General features: G+C 70.6%; 14 protein-coding genes and 1 pseudogene. 6 read left to right on the forward strand and 9 right to left on the reverse strand.

Annotation, left to right across the window (positions count from 1 at the left end; all coding sequences use genetic code 11):
* Position 1 precedes the first annotated feature (1 nt).
* Positions 2-1,987: a lipopolysaccharide biosynthesis protein gene (locus MXD59_RS07830; RefSeq protein WP_248824098.1), complete on the reverse strand. Its 1,986-nt coding sequence runs from the start codon at positions 1,985-1,987 to the stop codon at positions 2-4.
* Between the two features lie 1,287 nt (positions 1,988-3,274).
* On the opposite strand from MXD59_RS07830, the gene MXD59_RS07835 reads away from it, so the two are divergent.
* From MXD59_RS07835 to MXD59_RS07860, 6 genes are all read left to right on the forward strand, one after another.
* Complete coding sequence (locus tag MXD59_RS07835) at positions 3,275-4,168, forward strand: glycosyltransferase family 2 protein (RefSeq protein ID WP_248824099.1); 894 nt, start codon at positions 3,275-3,277, stop codon at positions 4,166-4,168.
* Positions 4,169-4,355: 187 nt separating this feature from the next.
* Positions 4,356-6,893: a DUF2206 domain-containing protein gene (locus MXD59_RS26905; protein WP_248824100.1), complete on the forward strand. Its 2,538-nt coding sequence runs from the start codon at positions 4,356-4,358 to the stop codon at positions 6,891-6,893.
* Positions 6,894-6,913: 20 nt separating this feature from the next.
* Positions 6,914-8,098 (forward strand): glycosyltransferase family 4 protein, encoded by a 1,185-nt coding sequence (locus MXD59_RS07845; protein WP_248824101.1) that lies wholly within the window; start codon positions 6,914-6,916, stop codon positions 8,096-8,098.
* Complete coding sequence (locus MXD59_RS07850) at positions 8,095-8,811, forward strand: polysaccharide deacetylase family protein (protein WP_248824102.1); 717 nt, start codon at positions 8,095-8,097, stop codon at positions 8,809-8,811. Before MXD59_RS07845 ends, MXD59_RS07850 begins: the two co-directional genes overlap by 4 nt.
* The gene (locus MXD59_RS07855; RefSeq protein ID WP_248824103.1) at positions 8,808-9,329 is read left to right on the forward strand and encodes a hypothetical protein; all 522 of its coding nucleotides are present in this window, start codon (positions 8,808-8,810) and stop codon (positions 9,327-9,329) included. Before MXD59_RS07850 ends, MXD59_RS07855 begins: the two co-directional genes overlap by 4 nt.
* Positions 9,330-9,423: 94 nt before the next feature.
* Positions 9,424-10,671 (forward strand): glycosyltransferase family 4 protein, encoded by a 1,248-nt coding sequence (locus MXD59_RS07860; RefSeq protein ID WP_248824104.1) that lies wholly within the window; start codon positions 9,424-9,426, stop codon positions 10,669-10,671.
* Here the strand turns inward: MXD59_RS07860 and MXD59_RS07865 are convergent.
* The 8 genes and pseudogenes from MXD59_RS07865 to MXD59_RS07900 all read right to left on the reverse strand — a co-directional run bounded on the left by MXD59_RS07865 (position 10,632) and on the right by MXD59_RS07900 (position 20,725).
* Entirely contained in the window at positions 10,632-11,945 is a 1,314-nt protein-coding gene (locus MXD59_RS07865) for a cellulase family glycosylhydrolase (RefSeq protein ID WP_248824105.1), read from the reverse strand. The genes MXD59_RS07860 and MXD59_RS07865 overlap by 40 nt on opposite strands.
* A gap of 170 nt (positions 11,946-12,115) precedes the next feature.
* Positions 12,116-13,501, reverse strand: coding sequence for a dihydrolipoamide acetyltransferase family protein (locus tag MXD59_RS07870; protein WP_248824106.1), 1,386 nt, complete (start codon positions 13,499-13,501; stop codon positions 12,116-12,118).
* The gene (locus MXD59_RS07875; protein ID WP_248824107.1) at positions 13,498-14,643 is read right to left on the reverse strand and encodes an alpha-ketoacid dehydrogenase subunit beta; all 1,146 of its coding nucleotides are present in this window, start codon (positions 14,641-14,643) and stop codon (positions 13,498-13,500) included. Before MXD59_RS07875 ends, MXD59_RS07870 begins: the two co-directional genes overlap by 4 nt.
* Complete coding sequence (locus MXD59_RS07880) at positions 14,640-15,836, reverse strand: thiamine pyrophosphate-dependent enzyme (RefSeq protein ID WP_248824108.1); 1,197 nt, start codon at positions 15,834-15,836, stop codon at positions 14,640-14,642. The genes MXD59_RS07875 and MXD59_RS07880 overlap by 4 nt, the downstream gene beginning before the upstream one ends.
* Before the next feature lie 4 nt (positions 15,837-15,840).
* A complete protein-coding gene (locus MXD59_RS07885) occupies positions 15,841-17,019 on the reverse strand; it encodes a prephenate dehydrogenase/arogenate dehydrogenase family protein (protein ID WP_248824109.1) in 1,179 nt (392 codons plus the stop codon).
* Between the two features lie 454 nt (positions 17,020-17,473).
* Positions 17,474-17,623 (reverse strand): annotated as a pseudogene (locus MXD59_RS27745) (DapH/DapD/GlmU-related protein); the annotation flags it as partial.
* A 437-nt stretch (positions 17,624-18,060) separates the two neighbouring features.
* Positions 18,061-19,140, reverse strand: coding sequence for a glycosyltransferase family 2 protein (locus MXD59_RS07895; protein ID WP_248824110.1), 1,080 nt, complete (start codon positions 19,138-19,140; stop codon positions 18,061-18,063).
* A gap of 70 nt (positions 19,141-19,210) precedes the next feature.
* Complete coding sequence (locus MXD59_RS07900; RefSeq protein WP_248824111.1) at positions 19,211-20,725, reverse strand: lipopolysaccharide biosynthesis protein; 1,515 nt, start codon at positions 20,723-20,725, stop codon at positions 19,211-19,213.
* Positions 20,726-20,731 lie beyond the last annotated feature (6 nt).

The following is a 20,731-nucleotide window of genomic DNA, read 5'->3' on the forward strand; positions in this document are numbered from 1 at the left end:
CTTACTGAACGCGAGCATGTCCGGGCCGATGCGAGGGGGTCCGGGCAACGGGAACAGCGACGGCGACCGCCTCGGAGACCGCGGCCGGAACCGGCACGGAGGAGTGACGCCGGGCCCGCCGGGCCCGCCGGGCCCGCCCGGTCTGTCCGGCCCGCCCAGCCTGTCCTGCCCGCCCGGACGTCGCGGCGGGATCGACCGAGGCGGCCGAGTGTCGGCCCGAGCGGGCGCCGAACAGCACGCACACCGCGCCGAACAGCCCGGCGACGCCGCTACCGATCAGCCAGGACAGCGCGACCGCGGGCAGCCCCCGCGGCGCCAGGACGTAGGCCAGCCCGTCGATCAGCGCGGCGTACACCAGGTTCGTCACGATCAGCACGGTGAGCTGGCCCTGCAGCCGCAGCATCGCGTTCGCCCAGCTGTTCAGGCCGACGCAGACAGCGGCGAGCGCCAGCACCAGAAGGGTGCGTCCCGACTGGTGCGGGTAGTCGCTGCCGAACACGGTCAGTGCCGACGGGCCGGCGACGGCCATCACGATCGAGCTGGGCACCAAAAAGATCGCCAGCATCCGGGCCGAACGTCGACGCAGCGCGCCGAGGTCCGCGCCGTGCTGGGAACCCTCGGCCATCAGCGCGGTGGTGACCATGAACGCACCAGTGAACAGCAGGTTCGCGATCTGGAACGGGATGTAGAAGTAGCCGACGGCGGCCGACCCCAGCCGGTCCAGAATGATCAGTGGGACGACCAGGATCGGGATCAGGTCCAGCATCGCGGCGGCGTAGTTGGCGGCGGAGAAGCGCACCATCCCGCGCAGCGGACGCCCCTGGAACGAGACCCTGGGGTGATAGCCGCGCCGCCACATCAGCAGCAGGCTCACCAGCAGCGCGGCCGCGTTGGCCCCGCCGAACGAGCCGAACACGCCGAACGCCCCCATGCCCAGCAGCAGGAACGGCAGCACCATCTTCAGCAGGCCGGTGGTGATGCCGTCCGTCCACATGGAGAAGTGGGCGTCGCGAAACGAGGTGAACGTCGCGCTGGTCATCAGGTTCAGCGAGGTCGCCGCGCACATGGCGACGAACAGCGCCGACTGGACCGGATCGTCACGGACGAACAGGAGCTCCCGGGCGAACCAGGGCAGCCCCAGCAGGTACATGCTGGACACCGCCACGGCGACCAGCAGGACCAGGACGAACCCGACCCCGATCCGCCGTCGGCGCAGATCCAGATCGGATGTCGGTAGGAACCGCATGAACGACGTGTTCAGGCCGAGCATGCTGAGATAGCCGATCATGCCCGCCGCCGAGATCAGCGACGTGCCCTGACCGAGTTCCACCGGGGTGTAGATCCGGGCACAGACGATCCAGAACAGGAAGCCGAAACCGGCCGCCGCGAGGCTGCCGAGCATCAGCATCATCGAACTGCGGGTCAGGCTGTCGGTGCCGCCCGGCGCCGCTACCGGCTCCGGCCCGGCCGACCCGGCGGTGCTGGCCGACCCGGCGGTGCTGGCCGAGCTGTCTGTGCTGGCCGAACTGTCTGTGCCGGCCGAACTGTCTGTGCCGGCCGCATGGTCCTTACCAGCCGCGTGGTGTGTGCCGGGCGGTGCGTCCGGGCCGGTCGGAGCCGACCCGTGTGGCGGCATCCAGATGGGCAGCGGCAGGTCGGCCGGATGCCGGAAGTGGATGATCATGGTCTTGTCGGTCAGGTGAAGGGCCGAGGAAAGCGCGGATTCGACACCCGGGCCACCGTCCGCCTCGGTGCCCGCCCCGCGGTACCCCCGGGCTCGGGCCCGGTCCATCGGGACGTAGCGAATCCGCTGGGTGTCCTCGTTCCGAGCGGACGTGTGGTCGTGCGCCGAGACATGGTCGTCAGCGGGCGTGTGGTCGTGTGCCGAGGTGGGCCCGGCGTCGTCCGACGGTGCGCCCGACGGGTCGCGGGGTGCCGGTGGCCGGCGTAGGCGAGCGGTCATCTCCGGGTCGATGCCCTGTGTCATGGGCGTCCCCCGTCCGGCCTGAGCGCGTCGGGCACCACTGGTGGGTGGGCGAGCGGTCTGGTCACTTTCCGTCGTCCCCGTGATCCTGGCAGTGAATTCTCCCTGTGACTATGGTCTGCCGGGGAGATCTGCTCGGTCATGGCGATTGCTGCACGGCCGATACCGGGTCTGCTGGGCGGGATCGTTCTCCCGGGTGGCGCCAGGGCCCAAGGACTCCGGCGCCGGCAGACGGTAGATCTCCGTGGAGCGGGGGATGTGGTGACCTGCGCGAACGGCGCCACCTCTGGAACGGCGCTACCGGTGGAAGTGCGCTACCTCCACGAGTACCCCCGACTCGCGATGCTGCGCTATCGAGAGAAGCCTAACAGATCATTCCTGGCGCTGATCCGGACCAGTTCCACCGTGAATCCCATCACTGTCGCCTACAGTAGCCGTCCGGACGCGTCGCGATCCAGCCTGTTGAATATTTGGCTAGCTATCCAATTTGTCGGGACGGGTGCTGATCATTTCAGCGTCCTTGCTTCCGTCGGTCATCATCGTCGACATTGTTGATCAAATGAGATCAGCTGACTCGATTGCCGTGGGGGTATTCCCGCGGGGTACTCCGGTTGCGGGTTCGAGGTTGACGGCTGGATTTGGTGATGGCTGTCATATTCAGCCAATTTGACACCTCGGACCCTATTGTTGATCATATCTTGCACTGAGTAGTCAAGCGTTCTCTTTGAGTAATGCAAGCATCGCGGATCGCGACTCTGGGTTAAAAGTAAAGCGCTCAGCGTACTAATATCTGGCTGGTATGGTCGCTGCGCGTCGATAATGCTGCGCTGAGCAACGTCGGCGTCCGGGTGGAACAACAAGACAGCAACTCTCCAGTCACTCTCGCCGAACAACAGGCGTGGCGGTGGCGGCGCCCGGAAGTTGGCCGCAGGCTCCACCTTCTACCCACCCTGGCCTCGGTGTTAGCATCGCTACGGCGCCCTGATGGGGCAGCTCGGGGGAGGCAGAATGATCCAACGCTGGCTGGGCGAGTCCTGTGCCAACGTGTGTGAGGTCAACTGGAGTTGACTCAGGGCAGCTGTGAAGTCGAGGCTCCTCGGCTCGCCCGGATCTCTGCCTGATTTTTTGACTGAGGCAAACGCCGCCGCTGCGCCGCGCCTCGATATCCATTGATGTCACGGCCGCCTGCCGCTGACCTCGAGGTCGATTCATCGACCCAGTTCATCAATCGACGGAACTGCGCTGGCGCCTGGGTTCATCCAGGCGGGCAGCCGTCTCCCGGGGGGGAATATGCCCACTCTTTCCATCGTCATTCCCGCGCTCAACGAGGCCGAGAACCTGCCGCGCGTCGCCGCAGGTATCCCACGGGCCGCTCTGGCTGAGATCGGCTGGGAGACCGAGGTCATCCTGGTCGACAACGCCTCCACCGACGGCACCGGCCAGATCGCCCGTGATCTCGGCATGACCGTGGTGTACCAGCCGAACCGCGGCTACGGAAACGCCTACCTGGCGGGCATCCCCGCCGCCCGCGGCTCGGTCATCGCGACCGGTGACGCCGACTGCACCTACCCGTTCGAGGACCTCCCGCGCCTTCTCGGCCGGCTGGTCACGGACGAGCTGGACTTCCTGAACACCGACCGGCTCAGCCAGCTGCGCCAGGGCGCCATGTCGGCGCACCACATCGGGGCCAACCTGGTGTTCACCGGGGTGACCAAGGTGCTGTTCCGGTCGCCGTTCCGCGACTCGCAGTCCGGTATGTGGCTGTTCACCCGGGACTTCTGGGACAAGGCCGGGGTGCGGTCGCCGGGGATGGCGTTCTCCCAGGAGATCAAGATGGCCGCGCACGTCGGCGGCTTCCGGGTCGCCGAGGTTCCGATCGAGTACCGCGTCCGTGGCGGCGAGAAGAAGCTGAACTCGCTGTCGGACGGCATGCGCAACATGTCCCACCTGTTCGTCCACCGGGCGAAGGTCGCCAAGGGCCAGCGGCGCGCCCGCCAGCTCGAGACCGGCGGCACCGGCCTGCGGTCGTACTCGGTGCGGGTGCCCTTCCCGCGGCGCAGCCGCCAGGAGGCCCAGCACCTGAGCGTGGTCGCCCGCACCGGTGGGCCCGCCGCGCCGGTGTTCGCGGACGCGTCCCGGTCGGAGGCGGTGCAGGAGCTCGACCGACAGTCTGCGACTGGCTGAGGTGACGGGACTGGTGAAGCCGGCCACGGTCGCGACTTCGCGTCCGGCGGGCTCAGCGGGTCCCGGTAACACAGCGGGTCCCAACAACACAGCGGGTGCGGGTGCGGCGGGAATGGCCGGCCTCGCGGGTACGGCGGGCCGATGGACTCGGCCCGCCGGGGGGTGGCTGCGCACCGAGACGGTGATCGTGGCGCTCGTCGCGGTGCTGGCGGCCGTGATCGCGTTCAGCGGCACCACGCCCTGGCCGGTGGCCCTCGTCGGGCTGGCCGCGATCCTGCTGATCCCGGGCGATCTGCTCCTGCGCGGACTTGGCCTGGCCGTGTTCGACGGCTGGCTTCGGCTGTACCTGGCCACCTGTGCCGGGTTGCTGCTGGCCACGCTGCTGGGCCTGCTGCTGAACACGGTGCTGCCGGTGGTCGGGGTGGCTCATCCGCTGGCGCCGAGCCGGGTCCTGCCGGCTCTGGTGCTGCTGACGGTGGGCATGTACTGCCTGGTCGTGCGGCGGACCGGGTGGCGACTGCCCGAACTGTCCGAGCTGTGGGCGCTGCCCGCCGTGCAGCGGCTGCGCCGGGTTCGCCCGGGTGGCGTGCGCGGCGGTGCCGGTCGGCGTGGGGCCAACGCCTCGACGGTGTTCCGGTTCGCCGTGCCGACCGCGCTGCCCGTCGTCGCGGCCCTGGGCGCGATCTCGCTGGACAACGGTGGGCCGAACGGCCCGACCGTCCTGATGCTGCTCGCGACCGTCCTGCTGTTCGTGTTTCTCGCGGTCCGCGCGAACGGGCTGTCCAGCAGTTACTGCCTGTACGCGGTGTTCTGCGTGGGTCTCGCCTTCGAGCTGATGACCAGCCTGCGCGGCTGGTACGCGACCGGGCACGACATCCAGCGGGAGTACTACGTCTTCCAGGTCACGCTCGGGAACTGGCGCTGGAACATCGCCGACTTCCGTGACCCGTACAACGCCTGCCTGAGCATCACGGTGCTGCCCACCATGCTCAAGGGGCTGTTAGACGTCCCCGCGGCATCGATCTTCAAGATCTACTACCAGTTCCTGTTCGCGTTGATGCCGGTGGCGGCCTGCCTGCTGGGCCGCAGACTCGCGGACAACCGGGTGGGCGTCCTCGCCGCCGCGTACTTCGTCGCCTTCCCGACCTTCTTCTCCGACATGTCGATGCTCAACCGCCAGGAGATCGCCTTCCTGTTCCAGGGCGGCATGATCCTGCTGCTGGTGCATCGTCCGGGCGCCGCCCGACACCGGCGGGCCCTGTTTCTGGCCCTGGGCCTCGGCACGGTCCTCAGCCACTACTCGACCACGTTCCTGATGCTCGGGCAGTTCCTGCTCGCCTGGGTCTTCCTGGTGCTGTGGCGGCGGTTGGGTCGCCGGTTCGGTGAACGGGCGTGCCTGGACGCGGGGTCCGGCTGGCGTTCGACGCTGGCCTGGGCACGTGGCCGGCTGGCGGGGCCGCGGGGACGTCCGGTGGCGGGCACGGGTGGCCCGGCGAGCGCGGCCGCCGGTGGCGGAGTCGAGCCGGCGACAGTGCGTCTGAGCAGGATCGACCACGGCGCTCCCACTGCCGCGGCTGTGAGTGGACGTGGCTGGCGGCGGGTGTTCTCCGGCTGGGAGGACAGCAGGATCCTCACGCTGTCCGCCGTTGTGCTGCTGGCCGTGCTGACCGTCTTCTGGACGGGCCCGGCGACGCACACCGCGAACAACATGACCGAGGTCGTGCGGCAGGCCGCCCAGTCGCTGGTGCACGGCGGGGACAGCGAACGCTCGTCGGACACCCGCTCGAGCATCGTCTCGGGCGGCGCGGTCGACCCGCAGGTCCAGGTCGACCAGTTCGCCCGCTACGCCTACGACAACCGGCTGCCGAACGTCACCTACTTCCCGCGTGACGTCGTCGACCGGTACCCGCTGCGCTACGCCGAGGACGAGTTCACCCCGCCGACGACGATCGGGCGCGCACTGTCCTCGGTGGGTCTCGACCCGCAGGCCCTCAACGGGGCGCTGCGTGGCGGCTCGGCGGTCGTGCTGCAACTGCTCGTGCTGCTCGGGGTGATCGCGCTGGTGCTGCGCTGGCCGATCTGGATGCGGGTGAGCCGTGAATACGCGGCCCTGTGCGCGGCCTCGCTGATCTACCTGTGCGTGCTGGTGGTGGTGCCGAGCCTGTCGGCCGAATACGGCCTGCTCCGAGCCTTCCAGCAGAGCCTGATCGTGTTGGCGCTGCCGGCGGTGCTCGGCCCGATGGTCGCCACCGGCTTCCTGCGCCGGGGACCCCGACTGGTCGCCGCCGCCGCACTGCCCGTGGTGTTCCTGATCTCCAGCACCGGGCTGTTGGCCGCGACCACCGGCTCGTACATCCCCCAGCTGCACCTGGCCAACGACGGGGACTACTACGAGAGCTTCTACCCACACGACGCCGATGTCTCGGCGCTGAAGTGGATGGCCCGCCAGGAGGCTCTCGCCAACGGCACACCGCCACCAGCGCCCGGCAGTTCGGCCGAGACGCTGGCCGTACTCGGGCAGTTCCAGCTGCCGGCGAAGAACCGGGCGGCACCGGCGCTGGTACCGGTCAACGGCTACATCTATCTCGACTACGCGAACCTGGCGAAGGCGCGGGCCATCGGAATGCTCGACAGCACCGCCGTCCGCTACCGCTATCCCATTGCCTTTCTCGATTCGAACAAGAATCTTGTCTATGACGCGGGCGAGGCGGCGGTCTACCGGTGATCCCCCTTGAAAGGAAATCCGTGAGGAAGCTGTTCGGCTCGCGTCGTCCACTGTTCGCTGACAGTGAGGCGCAACGGATCGTTTTTGTCTACGACGCCGTGTACCCCTGGGTCAAAGGTGGTGCGGAGCGCCGCTACCACGCGCTCGCGAAGGAGCTCGCCGCCCGCGGGCACGACGTGCACTGGTACGGCATGCAGTACTGGTCCGGCCCGTCCACCACGCGTATCGACGGCATCGCGTTCCACGGTGTCTGCAAGGCGCGACCGCTCTACACCGAATCCGGGCGCCGGTCGATCTCGCAGGCACTGATCTTCGGTGTCTCCTGCCTGCGCATGATTCTTTCCGGCGGGTTGTCCGGGGCCCAGATCGTCGACTGCTGTGGGTTCCCGTTCTTCTCGCTGTTCAGCGTCTGGCTGGTCACCCGGCTGCGTGGCCAGTCGATGGTGGTCACCTGCCACGAGGTGTGGGGCGACCAGTACTGGACCGAGTACCTGGGTGCCGCGGGACGCGTCGGTGCCCTCGTCGAGCGGACCGCGTTGCGCCTGCCCAGGCAGATCATCGCCGTCTCCGCGGACACCCGCGACCGGCTGTCCGCGGAGATCGGGGTGTCCGCCGACGTCACGGTGGTACCCAACGGGGTGGATCTCGCGGTGATCGACCGGATCGTCGCCGCCGAGCAGCTGACGGACGTGCTCTACGTCGGCCGGCTCTGCGACTTCAAGAACGTCGACCTGCTGCTGGAATCGCTCGCCGTCCTCGTGCGGACGCGTCCCGACGTGCGCTGCGACATCGTCGGAGACGGCCCGGACCGGGAGCGGCTGGAATCCCGCGCGGCTGAACTGGGCCTCGCCGACAACGTTCGTTTCTGGGGTTTTCTGACCGAGGCCGACGAGGTGTACGCCCGAATGAAGGCGGCCACCGTCCTGGTGCTGCCCTCCACCCGGGAGGGTTTCGGAATGGTGGTTCTCGAGGCCAACGCGGCCGGTCTTCCGGTGGTGGTCGCGGACTATCCCGCCAACGCGGCGAAAAGTCTGATAACCGGACGCAACGGGGTCGTGTCCAAGCCGGATCCCGAAGCGTTCGCCGAGGCGCTTGGCGATTTTCTCGGCGACGCTGCCGGGCGGTTTCACGACGACTGCCGGTCGGTCGCTCTCGACCACGACTGGGCCGGACTCACCACGCGTTGGAAGGCGGCGCTCGCATGACCCGACTGACCGTGACGACCAGCTGGGACGACGGCCATCGACACGACACCCTGGTGGCCGACATGCTGCGCCAACACGGGCTGGCCGGCACGTTCTACATCGCCCCTGACAACGTGGAGATCGCCCCGGCGGACCGGCTGTCCGCGACCGCCGTGCGGGACCTTTCCGCCGATTTCGAGATCGGTTCGCACACCCTTTCCCATCCGGTGCTGACCCGGGTGCCGCGCCCGCGTGCCGAGCGGGAGATCACCGATTCGAAGAAGGTCATCGAGGACCTCGTCGGAAAACCGGTCACCACCTTCTGCTATCCGCGTGGGATGTACGCCCCGGAACACGTCGACATGGTCGCCCGGGCCGGCTACACCTACGCCCGCACGGTGCGGACCCTGGCGACGGGCATCGCGGACAACCCGCTGGAGGCGCCGACCTCGCTGGAGACGGGGCGTTTCGCCCGCCAGCGGATGGTCGTCGACGTCGTCCGGGCGGCCCGCGTGGTGGGTTCCACCTCGCTGGTGCGTACCGGGCGCTGGGACGACATCGCGATCGCGCTGTTCGACCGTTGCCGGGCGACCGGCGGCGTCTACCACCTGTGGGGCCATTCCTGGGTCGTGTCGGACCGCGCCGAGTGGGCGAGACTCGACCGCGTGCTGGCACACATCGGCGGGCGGCCCGAGGTCACCTACGCCGTCAACGGCGCGCTGGGCCGCGGATGACCTCGGCCCAGACCACCCCGATCCCGCGGCCGGGTTCCCGGCCGGGCACACCGTCGCCGAACCCGGGGTCGGGGACCCGGTACCTGGGGGCCGGGCTGGTCGTCGTGTTCGTCGTGTCCGCGCTGGTGCTGTGGGCCGCCGGGGTGCTGTCGCTGCCGGGAGCGGCCCAGGTCTCGCAACGCCAGTCCGAGACCACGGCGCAGCTGTACTTCGACAGCCCCGCCGGCCTGCCGACCGCCTATCGCCCCGGTGCCCCGCTCGCCTTCACCTGGACCCTGGGCAACCAGACGGACTCCGGCCGCGGCTACCCGTTCACGGTCACCGCCGAGCGCGGTGCGACGAGCACCGTGCTCGAGCGGGGCGTGCTCACCCTCGCCGCCGGTCAGCAGGCGGCCCACACCTCGACGGTCGCCCTGCCCACGGGTGGTCCCACGCTGATCGTCGTGCGGATCGACGGCATGGCCAACCGGATCTTCTTCCATACCACCGAGCGGGCCGCGGCCGAAGCCGGTCACTGATCGCCGGCCCGTCCTGCTCCGGCCAGCCCTGTTCCGTGTCGTCCTGTTCCGCGCCGTCCTGTCACGTCCGCCGGAGCTCGAAGGAGTGTGCCCCGTGAAGATCCTGCATGTCACCAAGCGTTATCCGAACGCGACCGGTGGGGACGCCTTCGTGGTCAGCGGGCTGGAACGCGAGCAGCGGGCCGCCGGCCATGACGTCGTCATCCTGACCTCCCGCAACGCCGAGATCAGCGACGCCCCGCATGTGATCAAGTTCGGGGCGGCGCTGACCGCCCAGGAGATCGACGTCCTCAACGCCCGTCGGGTGCTGACGATGGCGGCGCTCGCGGTGCGCGCCCCCGCCCTGCTGCGCCGTGTCCGGCCGGACGTCATCCACGTGCACACCGTCGACCTCGGGGTCGCGCTCAGCCTGGCCGCGCGGATGCTGCGGATACCGACCGTGATCACGCTGCATGGGACGACGGTGGGCAAGGCGACGGCGCCGAAGGCCAAGCGGCTGCTCGAAAGCGCCCTGCTGGTCGCGGGCCGGTACCGGCGGGTCATCTCGATGGACCCGTCCTCGTTCCCGGCCCTGCGGTCGCTGCGTCTGGGGCGCCGGCTGGCCTACGTGCCCAACGGGATCGACGTGACGGACCTCGCGGTCCACGAGGAACCGACTCCGGTGGCGGCTGCGGCCAGGACGGTGCTGTTCGTGGGACGGCTGGAGCCGATCAAGGGGCTCGTCTACCTGCTGTCCGCGTTCGCCACGGTCGTGCGCCAGGTTCCCGACGCCCGACTGGAACTGGTGGGCGACGGTGCGCAGCGCGAGGACCTGGCGGCGCTGGCCCAGGAGCTCGGCATCGCCGAATCGGTGCACTTCGTGGGCCGCCGGGATCGGGCGCAGCTCTCGCGCGGCTACCGGGAGGCGGCGGTGTTCGTGCTGCCGTCCCTGCACGAGGGTTTCCCGCTGGTGCTGCTCGAGGCCTGGGCGCACGGCGCGCCGGTGGTGACCACCCGGGTCGGCGCGATGGCGGATGTCTGCGTGTCCGGTGTCGACTCGCTCGTCGTGTCGCCCGCGGACGCCGGCGAGCTGGCGACGGCGATCAGCCAGGTGCTGCGCGACCCGGGGGTGGCCGAGAAGATCGCAGCCGGTGGTCAGGCCCGGATGGCGGCGGAGGGCGAGTTCACCCCGTCCGCCGTCGCCGCGGGGGTGGCGCGGGTCTACGAGCTGGCCCTCGCCGAGCGCCGGCCCGCCTGGGCCGGTGCGGACGGCACCGGGGGCGGGGCCGGCACGGTCCAGCGCAGTCGGCGGGGTCAGCGGGGTCAGCGGGCGGCGGTGAACCCCGACCTCAGGACGTCGTAGGCCGGTTTGGTCGCACCGTCCGAGCGGATGACACCGTAGTGATGCTCGGCGTCGTTCGGGTTCGTCCCGAGATCGTTGAAGTTGTACCAGAAGAAGCCGCGGATCCAGGAGGTGCGCGCGACCAGGTCGAGCGCGTTCGCCGCGGACTCGCGCTGGAAGTCCTCGTCGACGTGGTCGGGATGTTCGGCGTACCGGCGGTTGGCCAGGGTCGCCTGCGCCCCCGGTCCGCTGGTGGGCGCACCGAACTCGGTGATCCACACCGGCTTGGCCGAGTCGCCGTGGGCGACCATCGTCGCCCGCAGCAGCGTCATCTGCGACCATCCGCTCCACAGCTGGGCGATGTCCGAGGGCAGCGCGGGGAACGAGTAGGGATGCATCGCGACGCCGTCGAACGCGCCGGCGCCGGCCACGTCGTACACCCGCCGCAGGAACTCCTCCGGCGCGACCTGGCCGGCGCCGGTCTGGGCCGGCCCGAGGCCACCGACGAGAACCTGCGCGGTGGGGTCACTGGCGTGGATCGCGGCGCTGGTCTGGCGCAGCAGCGTGGCGTAGGCGCTCGGATCCGGGTTCGGCGCCCAGCCGACCGCCAGGTTCGGCTCGTTCCAGATCTCCCACACCTTCACTCCGAGCGGGGAGTAGCGGGCCACCGCGGCGGCCGCGAACCGGGTGAAGTCGGCGACCTGGGCCGGCGGGCAGTCGATGTTGGTGCAGCCGCTCACCCGAGCCCAGGCGGGTGCCGCGTCGAGGATCGGCAGCAGCCCGAGGCCATGGTCGCGAGCCGTCTGAACCACCCGGTCGAAGGTGTCCCAGCTCCAGTTCTGCGGCCCCTGCGGCTGGACGGTCAACCAGGCCGCGTCGAAGCGGACCCAGGTCGCGCCGGTCGCGGCGATCGCGGCCAGCCGGGCGTCCAACGCCGCCGGGCTGAGGTCGCTGACATCACCGGCGGAGAAACCGTAGACGCGCCTGCCGGCGGTGGTCGACGAGGTCGCGGCGGCCGCGGTGGTGCCCGTCGCGGCCGGTGACCCGGTGCTGGTCGGCGCGGACGCCGAACCCGTGGGCACGCTCGGTGTCTGTCCGGCCGCCGCGGGTGTGGGTGCACCCGCGGCGGGGACCCCGGGCGCCGCGGAGGCGCCGCCGCTGATCGCCATCGGGTCGCTGGCCGGCCGCTTGGGATCGGCGGTGCCGACCGGAACCGGGCTGCTGCTTCCGGACGCGGTCTGCGCGCCGTTCATGCACGCGCTCAGGGCCGCCAGAACCGCCGCGACAATCGTCATGCACAGCGTCGAGCGGCCGAAGTGGCGCCGCGGGGTCCGTTTGCCGCACATTCTGTTTGTCCATCGCATCAGGCCTCGAGAATACGGTGCGACCTCGCTGAGCTGGCCAGGCGGGGCGAAACGCCACAAACGGGGGGTGCGGAGAACGGCCGGATGGTTTCGTTCCGTCCCTACAGTTCTCCCAGCATGGTCAGGGGCGCCTCGATGCAGCCCGCGAGGAAGGCGAGGAATCCCGCGACGGGGGTGCCGTCACAGGCCCGGTGATCGAAGGTCATCGTCAGCTGCATGATCTTCCGGGGGAGGATCTCCCCGTCGACGACCCAGGGGCGATCGGCGATCCGTCCGATCGCCAGTTGGGCCACCTCGGGATGGTTGATGATCGGGACGGCCCCGTCGCTGCCCAGCGCGCCGTGGTTGTTGACGGTGAAGGTGCCACCGGTCAGGTCCGCCACCCCCAGGCCGGGTTCGCGGGCCTGGTCGGTGAGCCGGCGGATCTCGCTGGTGAGCCGGACCGCGTTCGCGGCCTGCGCGTCGTGGACGACCCCGACCGTCAGACTGTCCTCGACGGCGATCGCGAAGCCGAGGTGCACCCGGGCGAACCGGATGATCTCGCCGGCCTCGGTGTCGACGTGCGCGTTCAACGCGGGGTAGCGGGCCAGGCCGGCGACGCAGAAGCGTCCGACCAGGCCCAGCACGCTCACCGTCCGATCGGGCTGGGCGCTGTTCATGGCCGCCCGCGCGGCGAGCAGCGCGGTGGCGTCGACATCCCGCCAGGCGGTCGCTTCGGGGATCTCCTGGCGACTGCGCGACATCCGCGCCGCGATCACCCGACGTCGCCCCTGCAACGGGATGCGCACGACGTCCGCGTCCGCGCCCGCGGTGGGCGGCTCGACCTGGCGCGCCCGGGTGGATGACGCTGGTTCCACGGGGTGCGTGGGTTCGGCCGCGGGTGCCTGCGGGCCGTGGGCGGCCAGGTCACGCTGCCACAGCGCGCGGTCGACGTCGGCCCGCAGGATGATCCCACCCAGGCCGGTGGCCGAGACCGCGGCGAGGTCGAGCGCGGCCGTGCGGGCGAGGCGCCGGACAAGCGGTGAGATCACCCGAGGAGGGCCCGCCGCGTCGCGCACCTCGCCACCCGCGCCGTTGTGCGCGCCCGGGACGAGACCGATGCCCAGCGTCAGAGCCGGGGACGGTGCCTGGGCCGGGGGCGGGGCCGAAGTGGGGGAGCCGGTGATGGTCGGCTCGTCCTCGACCGGGCCGAAGCCGATCAGGGGACGGGTCGCCAGCGGTCGCACCGTCACCAACGGCGATCCGACCGGCAGTTCGTCTCCGGCCGCGCCATGTCGGATGTGGACCCGACCGGCGTAGGGGCTGGGGATCTCCACGCAGGCCTTGGCCGACTCCACCTCGACGATCGGCTGGTCGACGCCGATCACATCACCCTCCTGGACCAGCCAGCGGACCACCGTCGCCTCGGTGAGGCCCTCGCCCAGGTCGGGGAGATGGAACACGAGTGGTGCTCCGTCGGTGGCCGCGGCCGCGGCCGCACCGCTCATCGCGCGGTCACCGCCGCATCGGTCGCGGTACGGGCGTGGGGCAGCTCCGCCGCCGGGCGCTGGGCGGCCAGCGGCGGCGCGACGGCGACCGCGGGCGCCGCGGTGGGTGGCGCCGCGGTGAGCCACCGGGTGTCGGGGGTGTCCTCCCACTGCAACCGGTCGAACGCCGCGAGGACGCGGGTCACGTCGGGCAGGTGGTGACGTTCCAGACGCGGTGCCGGGTACGGGACGTCGAAGCCGGTCACCCGCAGCACGGGCGCGGCCAGGCAGTGGAAGCAACGTTCCTGCACCCGGGCCACGATCTCCGCGCCGACTCCGGCGAAGCCCTGGGCCTCGTGCACGACCACGCAACGTCCGGTTCTGCGCACGCTCGCCATCACCGTCTCGTCGTCGAGGGGAACCAGGGAGCGCAGGTCGATGACCTCCACCGACCAGCCCCGTTCGACCGCGGCCGTCGCGGCTGTCATGGCCAGGGGCACGGTCGGTCCGTAGGCCACGAGGGTGACGTCCCGGCCGGGTCGACGGATCACGGCGCGTCCGATGGGCTCGGTGCGCACCGGCAGGCTGATCGTCTCCCGCGACCAGTACAGCCGCTTGGGCTCGAAGAAGATCACCGGGTCGGGGTCCTCGATGGCCGCGCGCAGCATCGAGTACATGTCCCCGACGGTCGAGGGGGTGAGTACCTTCAGCCCGGCGGTGTGGGCGTAGTACGCCTCGCTGGAATCGGAGTGGTGCTCCACGGCACCGATACCGCCGCCGTACGGAATGCGGATCACCATGGGCAGTCGGACGGCTCCGGCGGTGCGGTTGCCCATCTTCGCCACGTGACTGACGATCTGCTCGAGGGCGGGGTAGGCGAACGCGTCGAACTGCAGCTCGACCACCGGGCGCAGCCCGTACATCGCCATCCCGAGGGCGAATCCGACGATGCCGGCCTCCGCGAGCGGGGTGTCGACGCACCGATCCGGGCCGAACCGGGCCGCCAGACCGTCGGTGACCCGGAACACGCCGCCGAGCGCGCCGATGTCCTCACCGAGCAGCAGGACCCGGGGGTCGGCGGCCAGGGCGTCCCGAAGGGCCCGGTTGAGCGCCTGCGCGGCGGTGGGACCGGTCTGCCGTGGGCCGGTTTCGGAGGTGCTCATCGCCTGGTACCTCTCCCGCTGGTGACGCCCGACGCCGGTTCCGTGGTGACGTCCAGCCGTGCGAACGCGGCCTGCTCCGCCTCGTGGCGCTGCTCGGCGAGCGTGGCCGGGGGCTGCGCGTAGACGTGGGTGAACAGATCCGCGGGGCCGCCGGCGGCCGGCTCGCCGACGCCGGCACGCACACCGGCGGCGAGCTCCTCCGCCTGCGCGCTGATCGCGTCGTCGTCGTGGTCGTCGAGCAGCCCCGCCGTGCGCAGGTAGGTCCGAAGCCGCACGAGCGGGTCCCGTGTGCGCCAGCGGGCCGTCTCGGCCGGATCCCGGTAGCGGCTCGGGTCGTCGGCGGTGGTGTGCGCGGCCAGCCGGTAGGTGTGCGCCTCCACCAGCATCGGCCCGTCCCCGCCGCGGGCCCGTTCGACGGCGACCCGCAGCACGGCGAGCACGGCCGCCACGTCGTTGCCGTCGACCTGCTCGGCGCGCACGCCGTAACCCACACCCTTGTAGGCCAGAGCGGGGGCCGCGCTCTGGCGGGCCAGAGGAACGCTGATGGCGTAGCGGTTGTTCTGGACGAGCAGGACGACCGGAGCCCGGAAGACCGCGGCGAAGTTGAGCGCCTCGTGGAAGTCGCCCTCGCTGGTCGCGCCATCACCGACCAACGCCAGGGCCACGGTCGGCTCGTGGTCGCGGGCGGCGGCCGCGGCCAGTCCCACCGCGTGGAGCGCCTGGGTGGCCAGCGGTGTCGTCATCGGCGCGCACCGATGGTCGTAGGGGTTGTACCCGCAGTGGACGCGGCCGCGTACGGGGGCGAGCACGTCGATCGGGTCGATGCCACGGGTCAGCAGCGTGGTGCTGTCCCGGTAGGTCGGAAACAGCCAGTCGGTGCTCGCCAGCGCCTGGGCGGCACCGACCTGGCAGGCCTCCTGCCCCTCGGAGGAGGGGAAGGCGGCGATGCGTCCCTGCAGGGCGAGCACGCACGCCTGCCGGTCGAAACGACGGCCGATCACCATCGCGCGGTAGGCGGCGAGCAGGTCCGCGGCTGGTGGCAGCGGGTAGTCGGGGTGTGCGTCCACCCGCTGGCCGTTCTCGTCGAGCAGGCGCACCGGCGCCGGGTGTGGCAGCAGCCGGTGCACCGTACTTCCATGCTCGGCCTGGGTGTGTTCGTCAGAGTGAGCGGGGATGCCGCCGTCCTGGGTCACGGGGTCAGGGATCATTGCGCCCTCCGGTCCGCACGCGTCCGCCTGTCAGGGTGTCACCGGGCTGGCGGTGACCCTGTGTGGCCATACTGAGATCGGTGTTGACTGCTTCGGGGACGACCACGCTGTCGGCGCCCAGTGGCCGGGCCGTCGGCTGGACGGGGATGGGCACCCCCGCCGCGGTGCTCTCGGGTCCGGGGGGTTCCGCCTGAGCCGGGAGCAGCCCGGTGCCGGTGGCCCGCAGGCCCTGGCCGGGCCGGGCGGACTCGAGCCGGTGCCGGCCGGTGTTTCCGAGCCGGAACAACGACTCCACGACCGGATGACCGATGGCGCTGGACGGTGCGTCCCCGAGCGCGTCACACACCTTGACCAGGTCGGCGACGACCTCGGTGAGCAGGCCCGCGATCGGTGAGGCGTTCGCCGCGACGATGTCGGTCCACAGGTCGGCGTTGGCGCCCGCGATCCGGGTGAAGTCCATCAGCCCGGGACCGGCGAGCTTGACGACATCCTCGGAGACCAGCGCGAGCCGGGCCGCGACGGCGCTCGCGATGACGTGCGGAAGGTGGCTCAGTAAGCCCAGCGCGAGGTCGTGGGTCGGTGGGTCGAGCTGGACGATGCTCGCGCCACAGCCGACGGCCACCAGTCGGGCGTGTTCGCGGGCCAGCGTGCTGGTGGTGGGCAGCGGAGTGAGCACCCATGGCTGCCCGCGGAAGATGTCGCCGGCCGCGGCCTCCGGGCCGCTGCGTTCACCGCCGGCGACCGGATGCGCCCCGCACATGGACGTCAGGTCGGCGCCGAGACGCCTGGCGTCGTCCAGCGGCTGGACCTTCACCGAGGCGGTGTCGCTGAACGTCGCGTTCGGCAGCAGACGTTGCCAGGCGAGCAGCACCTGCCCGATCTGGCGGGGTGGCACGGCCAGCACGACGTGGTCGACCTGCGGGCTCGCGGTGGTGCCCTGCGGGCCGGTGCCCGGTTCGTCGGGCGACCAGGGACGGCCCGCGCCGCGTCGGGCCGCCGTCTCCACCCGCTGGGTGTTGTGATCCGCGAGCAGGACGTCGGCGCCGCGTCGACGCAGCGCCAGACCTATCGAGGTACCGATCAGACCGGCGCCGACGACAAGGATGCGGAACCGGGCGAGCTCACACGCGGCATGTACCCCGGTGGGCCGTCCTTCCGGCGTCACCACATGCCCCCGGGTCTGAGTGGACGGCTGGAGAGGAGTGAAAACATGGCTCGCGCATCCCCCCGGGACTACTGGCAAGCAGATTCCCTGCCGCATCGGACGCGGCAGGTCATGACCGTGTTGGTGCGTGCTGGTGCCATCCTTTTTGACGCACCCGGCCGAATGATATCCAGTCGGATGTCATGTCGTTCTGCAGATGGCCCGCGATCGGCCGCGGAGTTTTTCACCGTGGAGTTTTTCACCGTGGAGCTTTTCGCTACCGATGTGCACCCTCGTCGGAGGGTGATCGTGACGCCAGTTTCAGTGTAGCAGTCGGTGGATGGCCGGGTCGGTGGTTCGGACGTAATTATTCGGCGACCTGAAAGGAAGGAGCAGGCGTCGGTACGGTAGCCGGCAAGGTGGCCACCGGCCGCGCTGGCGCCGGTTCCGGCGGTATCTCCGGGGTCTCCGGGATCTCCTTGATTATCTTTGCTGGTATGCCGCCGACGATGGTGTACGCCGGCACATCCCGGGTGACCACGGAGTTCGCTGCTATCACCGCCCCGTCGCCGATCGTCACACCCTGAAGGATGGTGGCTTTGGTGCCAACCCAGACGTTTCGTCCGATTTTAATCGGTTTGGAGACGAAGCCCCGAGTGATGAAGGGCCTTTCGTCCCGCGCTGGAATGTGATTCTCGTCGTGGATGGTGACCATTGCGCCGAAGCGCGTGTAGTCGCCGATGATGATCTTCTCGTGGGCAACAAGATGGCAGCCTCGATTGAAGAAGACGCCGTCGCCGATCTCCAGCGTGCCGATAATGTGGACTCTTTCGTCCCGGGTGAAACGAACCCCGGAGCCTATCCGGACGGTGGCCGACGCCTCCACCCGGAACTCCGAACCCGGGCCGAGGTAGAACAGTCCCGTACGCAGGTTACGAAAGCGCAGGCGCAGGTACAGCCAGCGCAGGAGACCGGCGATGTTGCGCGCGTTCAGCGCCGGTCGCTGGCCGGCTCCGGTGACATCCCGGCGCCGGCCCGGAATGCGGTCGAGATCGTTGTCGAAGGTCATCGCGGCGCCTCCGTGTGGCCGTGTGTGGTCGTCCCGGTCGGAAGGGTCGTCCCGGTCGGAAGGGTCGCCGTGGCCCGTCCCGTGCCGGCAGGTGTCTCCGGCCGCCGCGGTGCCGGAATCCGCTGCCGGTCGCCGCGATGCCCGCGAGCACCGCGCATCCGGGCAGCGGTGAACTGCCCGGCGAGCATTCCGACCGAGGTGGCCGTGACCCCGGTGAGAATGCTCGTCGACCGGGCCAGTCCGGCCAGGTCGCCGGTGAGGGCACCGCGCAGTTCGCGGCCGGCGCCGCGAGGCAGTGTGCGCAGGACGTAGGCCCGTTCGCTGGAGGTCGCGTCGCCCGAGCCGAGCAGGGCGGCGAGCTCGGCCTTGCCCCGCCCCTCGTGCCAGCAGCGTCGCAGGAAGAAGCGCATTGTCGCGCGGTCCGCCGGCACCTGGTGGCCGACCATCGCCTGCGGCACGTGAAGCCAGTGACCGTCGGGGTGCGCGTGCCGGACGCGCAGGCAGAACTCGGTGTCCTCGGGCCGGGACCGTTCACCGAGCTTGCCGAAGCCGCCCCGGAAACCGCCGACGGCGAGAAAACGATCCCGGCGCAGGGCCATGTTCAGCCCCCACACGTTGCGCACCGGTCCGGGAACCTCGGGCATCCCGCGGTAGCTCGCCCCCACCACCCAGCCGAACTCGGCGGGAAACCACCGGGGGGCCGGGCCGGGCCAGATCGGTCGCACGCCGCCGCCCGTGCCCAGCACCGCGGGGTCGTCCAACGGCGCGCACAGGGTTGCCAGCCAGTGCGGATCGGCCACCGCGTCGTCGTCGAGAAAGGCGATGATCGCACCGCTGGCGGCCGCGACACCGGCGTTGCGGGTCGCGGACGCGCCGCGCTGATCCCGGTTGGCCACCACCCGCACCCGCGGGAAGGCCGCGGCGGCGCGATCCTGAAGGCGTTGGTTGTGATCGATCGCAAGGATGAGTTCGACTGGCGGTGAACTCTGGCCCTGGACGGATTCAACGGCCGCCACCAGGGCGTCCCAGCGCCGTTCGGAATGCGCTGGGATCACCACGGAAACGGTGGTGTCCATGTGAGGGACCCTTTCTGGTCTGCTGTTCGGGCGGAACCGGCTCGGCGCTCGGATGGTCGGCGGGGGCGGGTCAGGGGGACAGCGGGGTCTGGCGGGCGGTGGGCCTGGGGCGGCGCAGCGATCTGAGCAGTACCGGGATCAGCGCAAGAGCCTGCAGCGTGACCGCGGCCGTCCACCCGGCCGCCAGACCGTTCAGTCCGTAGAAGGCACCGGCGGTCGCCGCGCAGCCGAGTTCGGCCGCGGTGCCGCAGGCGACGAAGATCGCCGCCCGTCGAATCCGGCCGTCGGTGCGGCACAGGGCGACGAAATGGTCCTTCGCCACCAGCGGAATGCCGGCCAGTGCCATCAGCAGGAACGGTGTGTAGGCCCGATCGGCGTATTCACGGCCGAACAGCGACAGGAGTGGATGCGCGACGACCGCCGCGGCGACGTAAAGCCCGGCGCTGACGGCGATGCCCAGCGGCAACGTCACCCGGGCACGTTCCACGGCCCGGGCGATATCTCCCTGAGCTCCGGCGTAGAGCGCGATGGCCAGGGCGTAGGGCGGCATGAACAGGAAGGCGGCGGCGAGCCGGGCGCTGGAGAAGTAGGCCGTGTGTTCGGCGGAGACGGTCAGCGCGGCCAGCACCGGCAGCAGGAGGGTAGGTGCCTGCAACGCCAGATTGACCACGTGGTGCCCGAACGCCGACCGGGAATGCCCGCGTAGTTCCCGCAGCCCCCACCGCCAGCCGGCACCGGTCGGCCCGGACGCCTGGGTGTGCCTCCCCGGCGGCACCAGTCCCAGGACACACACCGGCAGCGAGATCACCATGGCCAGAACCCAGACGCCGTACAGGGAGAACCCGGAGGTCACCCCGAGCGCGACCAGGCCGAGCACAAGGCCGACCTTGGCCGCGGCGGTGATCAGGTTCCGGGTGAACTGCAGCCCGCCCCGACCTCGGATCAGCACGGCCTGGTCGAACACACTGGTGACGGCGGTGAGCCCCACCCCGATCACGAAGACCAGCATCGTCAACGGGTTGTCGGCCAACGGCCGCATGGCCTCGCTGGTCCACCGGGCGGCCACCGCCCACAGCAGGCCGAGGACGCCGGCGGTGATCGCGACGACCAGCAGGGCGGCCCGCATCAGCCAGAGCTGACCGGACCGGTCGTGGCGGGGCACCTCGATGATGAGCAACGTGCCCATGCCGAGCATGCCGAGCACACCGAGCACGGCCATCGCCGAGGTCGTGGCCGAGGCGACTCCGACCTGCGCGGCGGGGTAGGAACGCGCCGCCGCGGCCCAGAAGCCGGCGCCGAGCACCGAGGTGACGATCTGCGTGCCGATCACGGAGGTGGCGATGGCGAGGATCACCCGGATGCTCGACCGCTGCCGATGGCGGGCACCGTTGGCGCCGCCGTCGACCCCGGCCCCCTTCGCCGGTCCGGCCCGGTCCACCGAGGCGGACGTCTCCGCGGGTTCGGCCAGTGGGCCGGCCAGGGCGTCGACCAGCAGGTCGGGGGACGGTCCGGTCGCGGGCGGGGCGGCGGTGGGTGGTGTGGCCACCGTGGTGGCCGTCAACGTGCTGCGCCCAGATTCGTCCACGTCGGA

Source organism: Frankia umida (assembly GCF_023242945.1).
Taxonomy (GTDB): Bacteria; Actinomycetota; Actinomycetes; order Frankiales; family Frankiaceae; genus Frankia; species Frankia umida.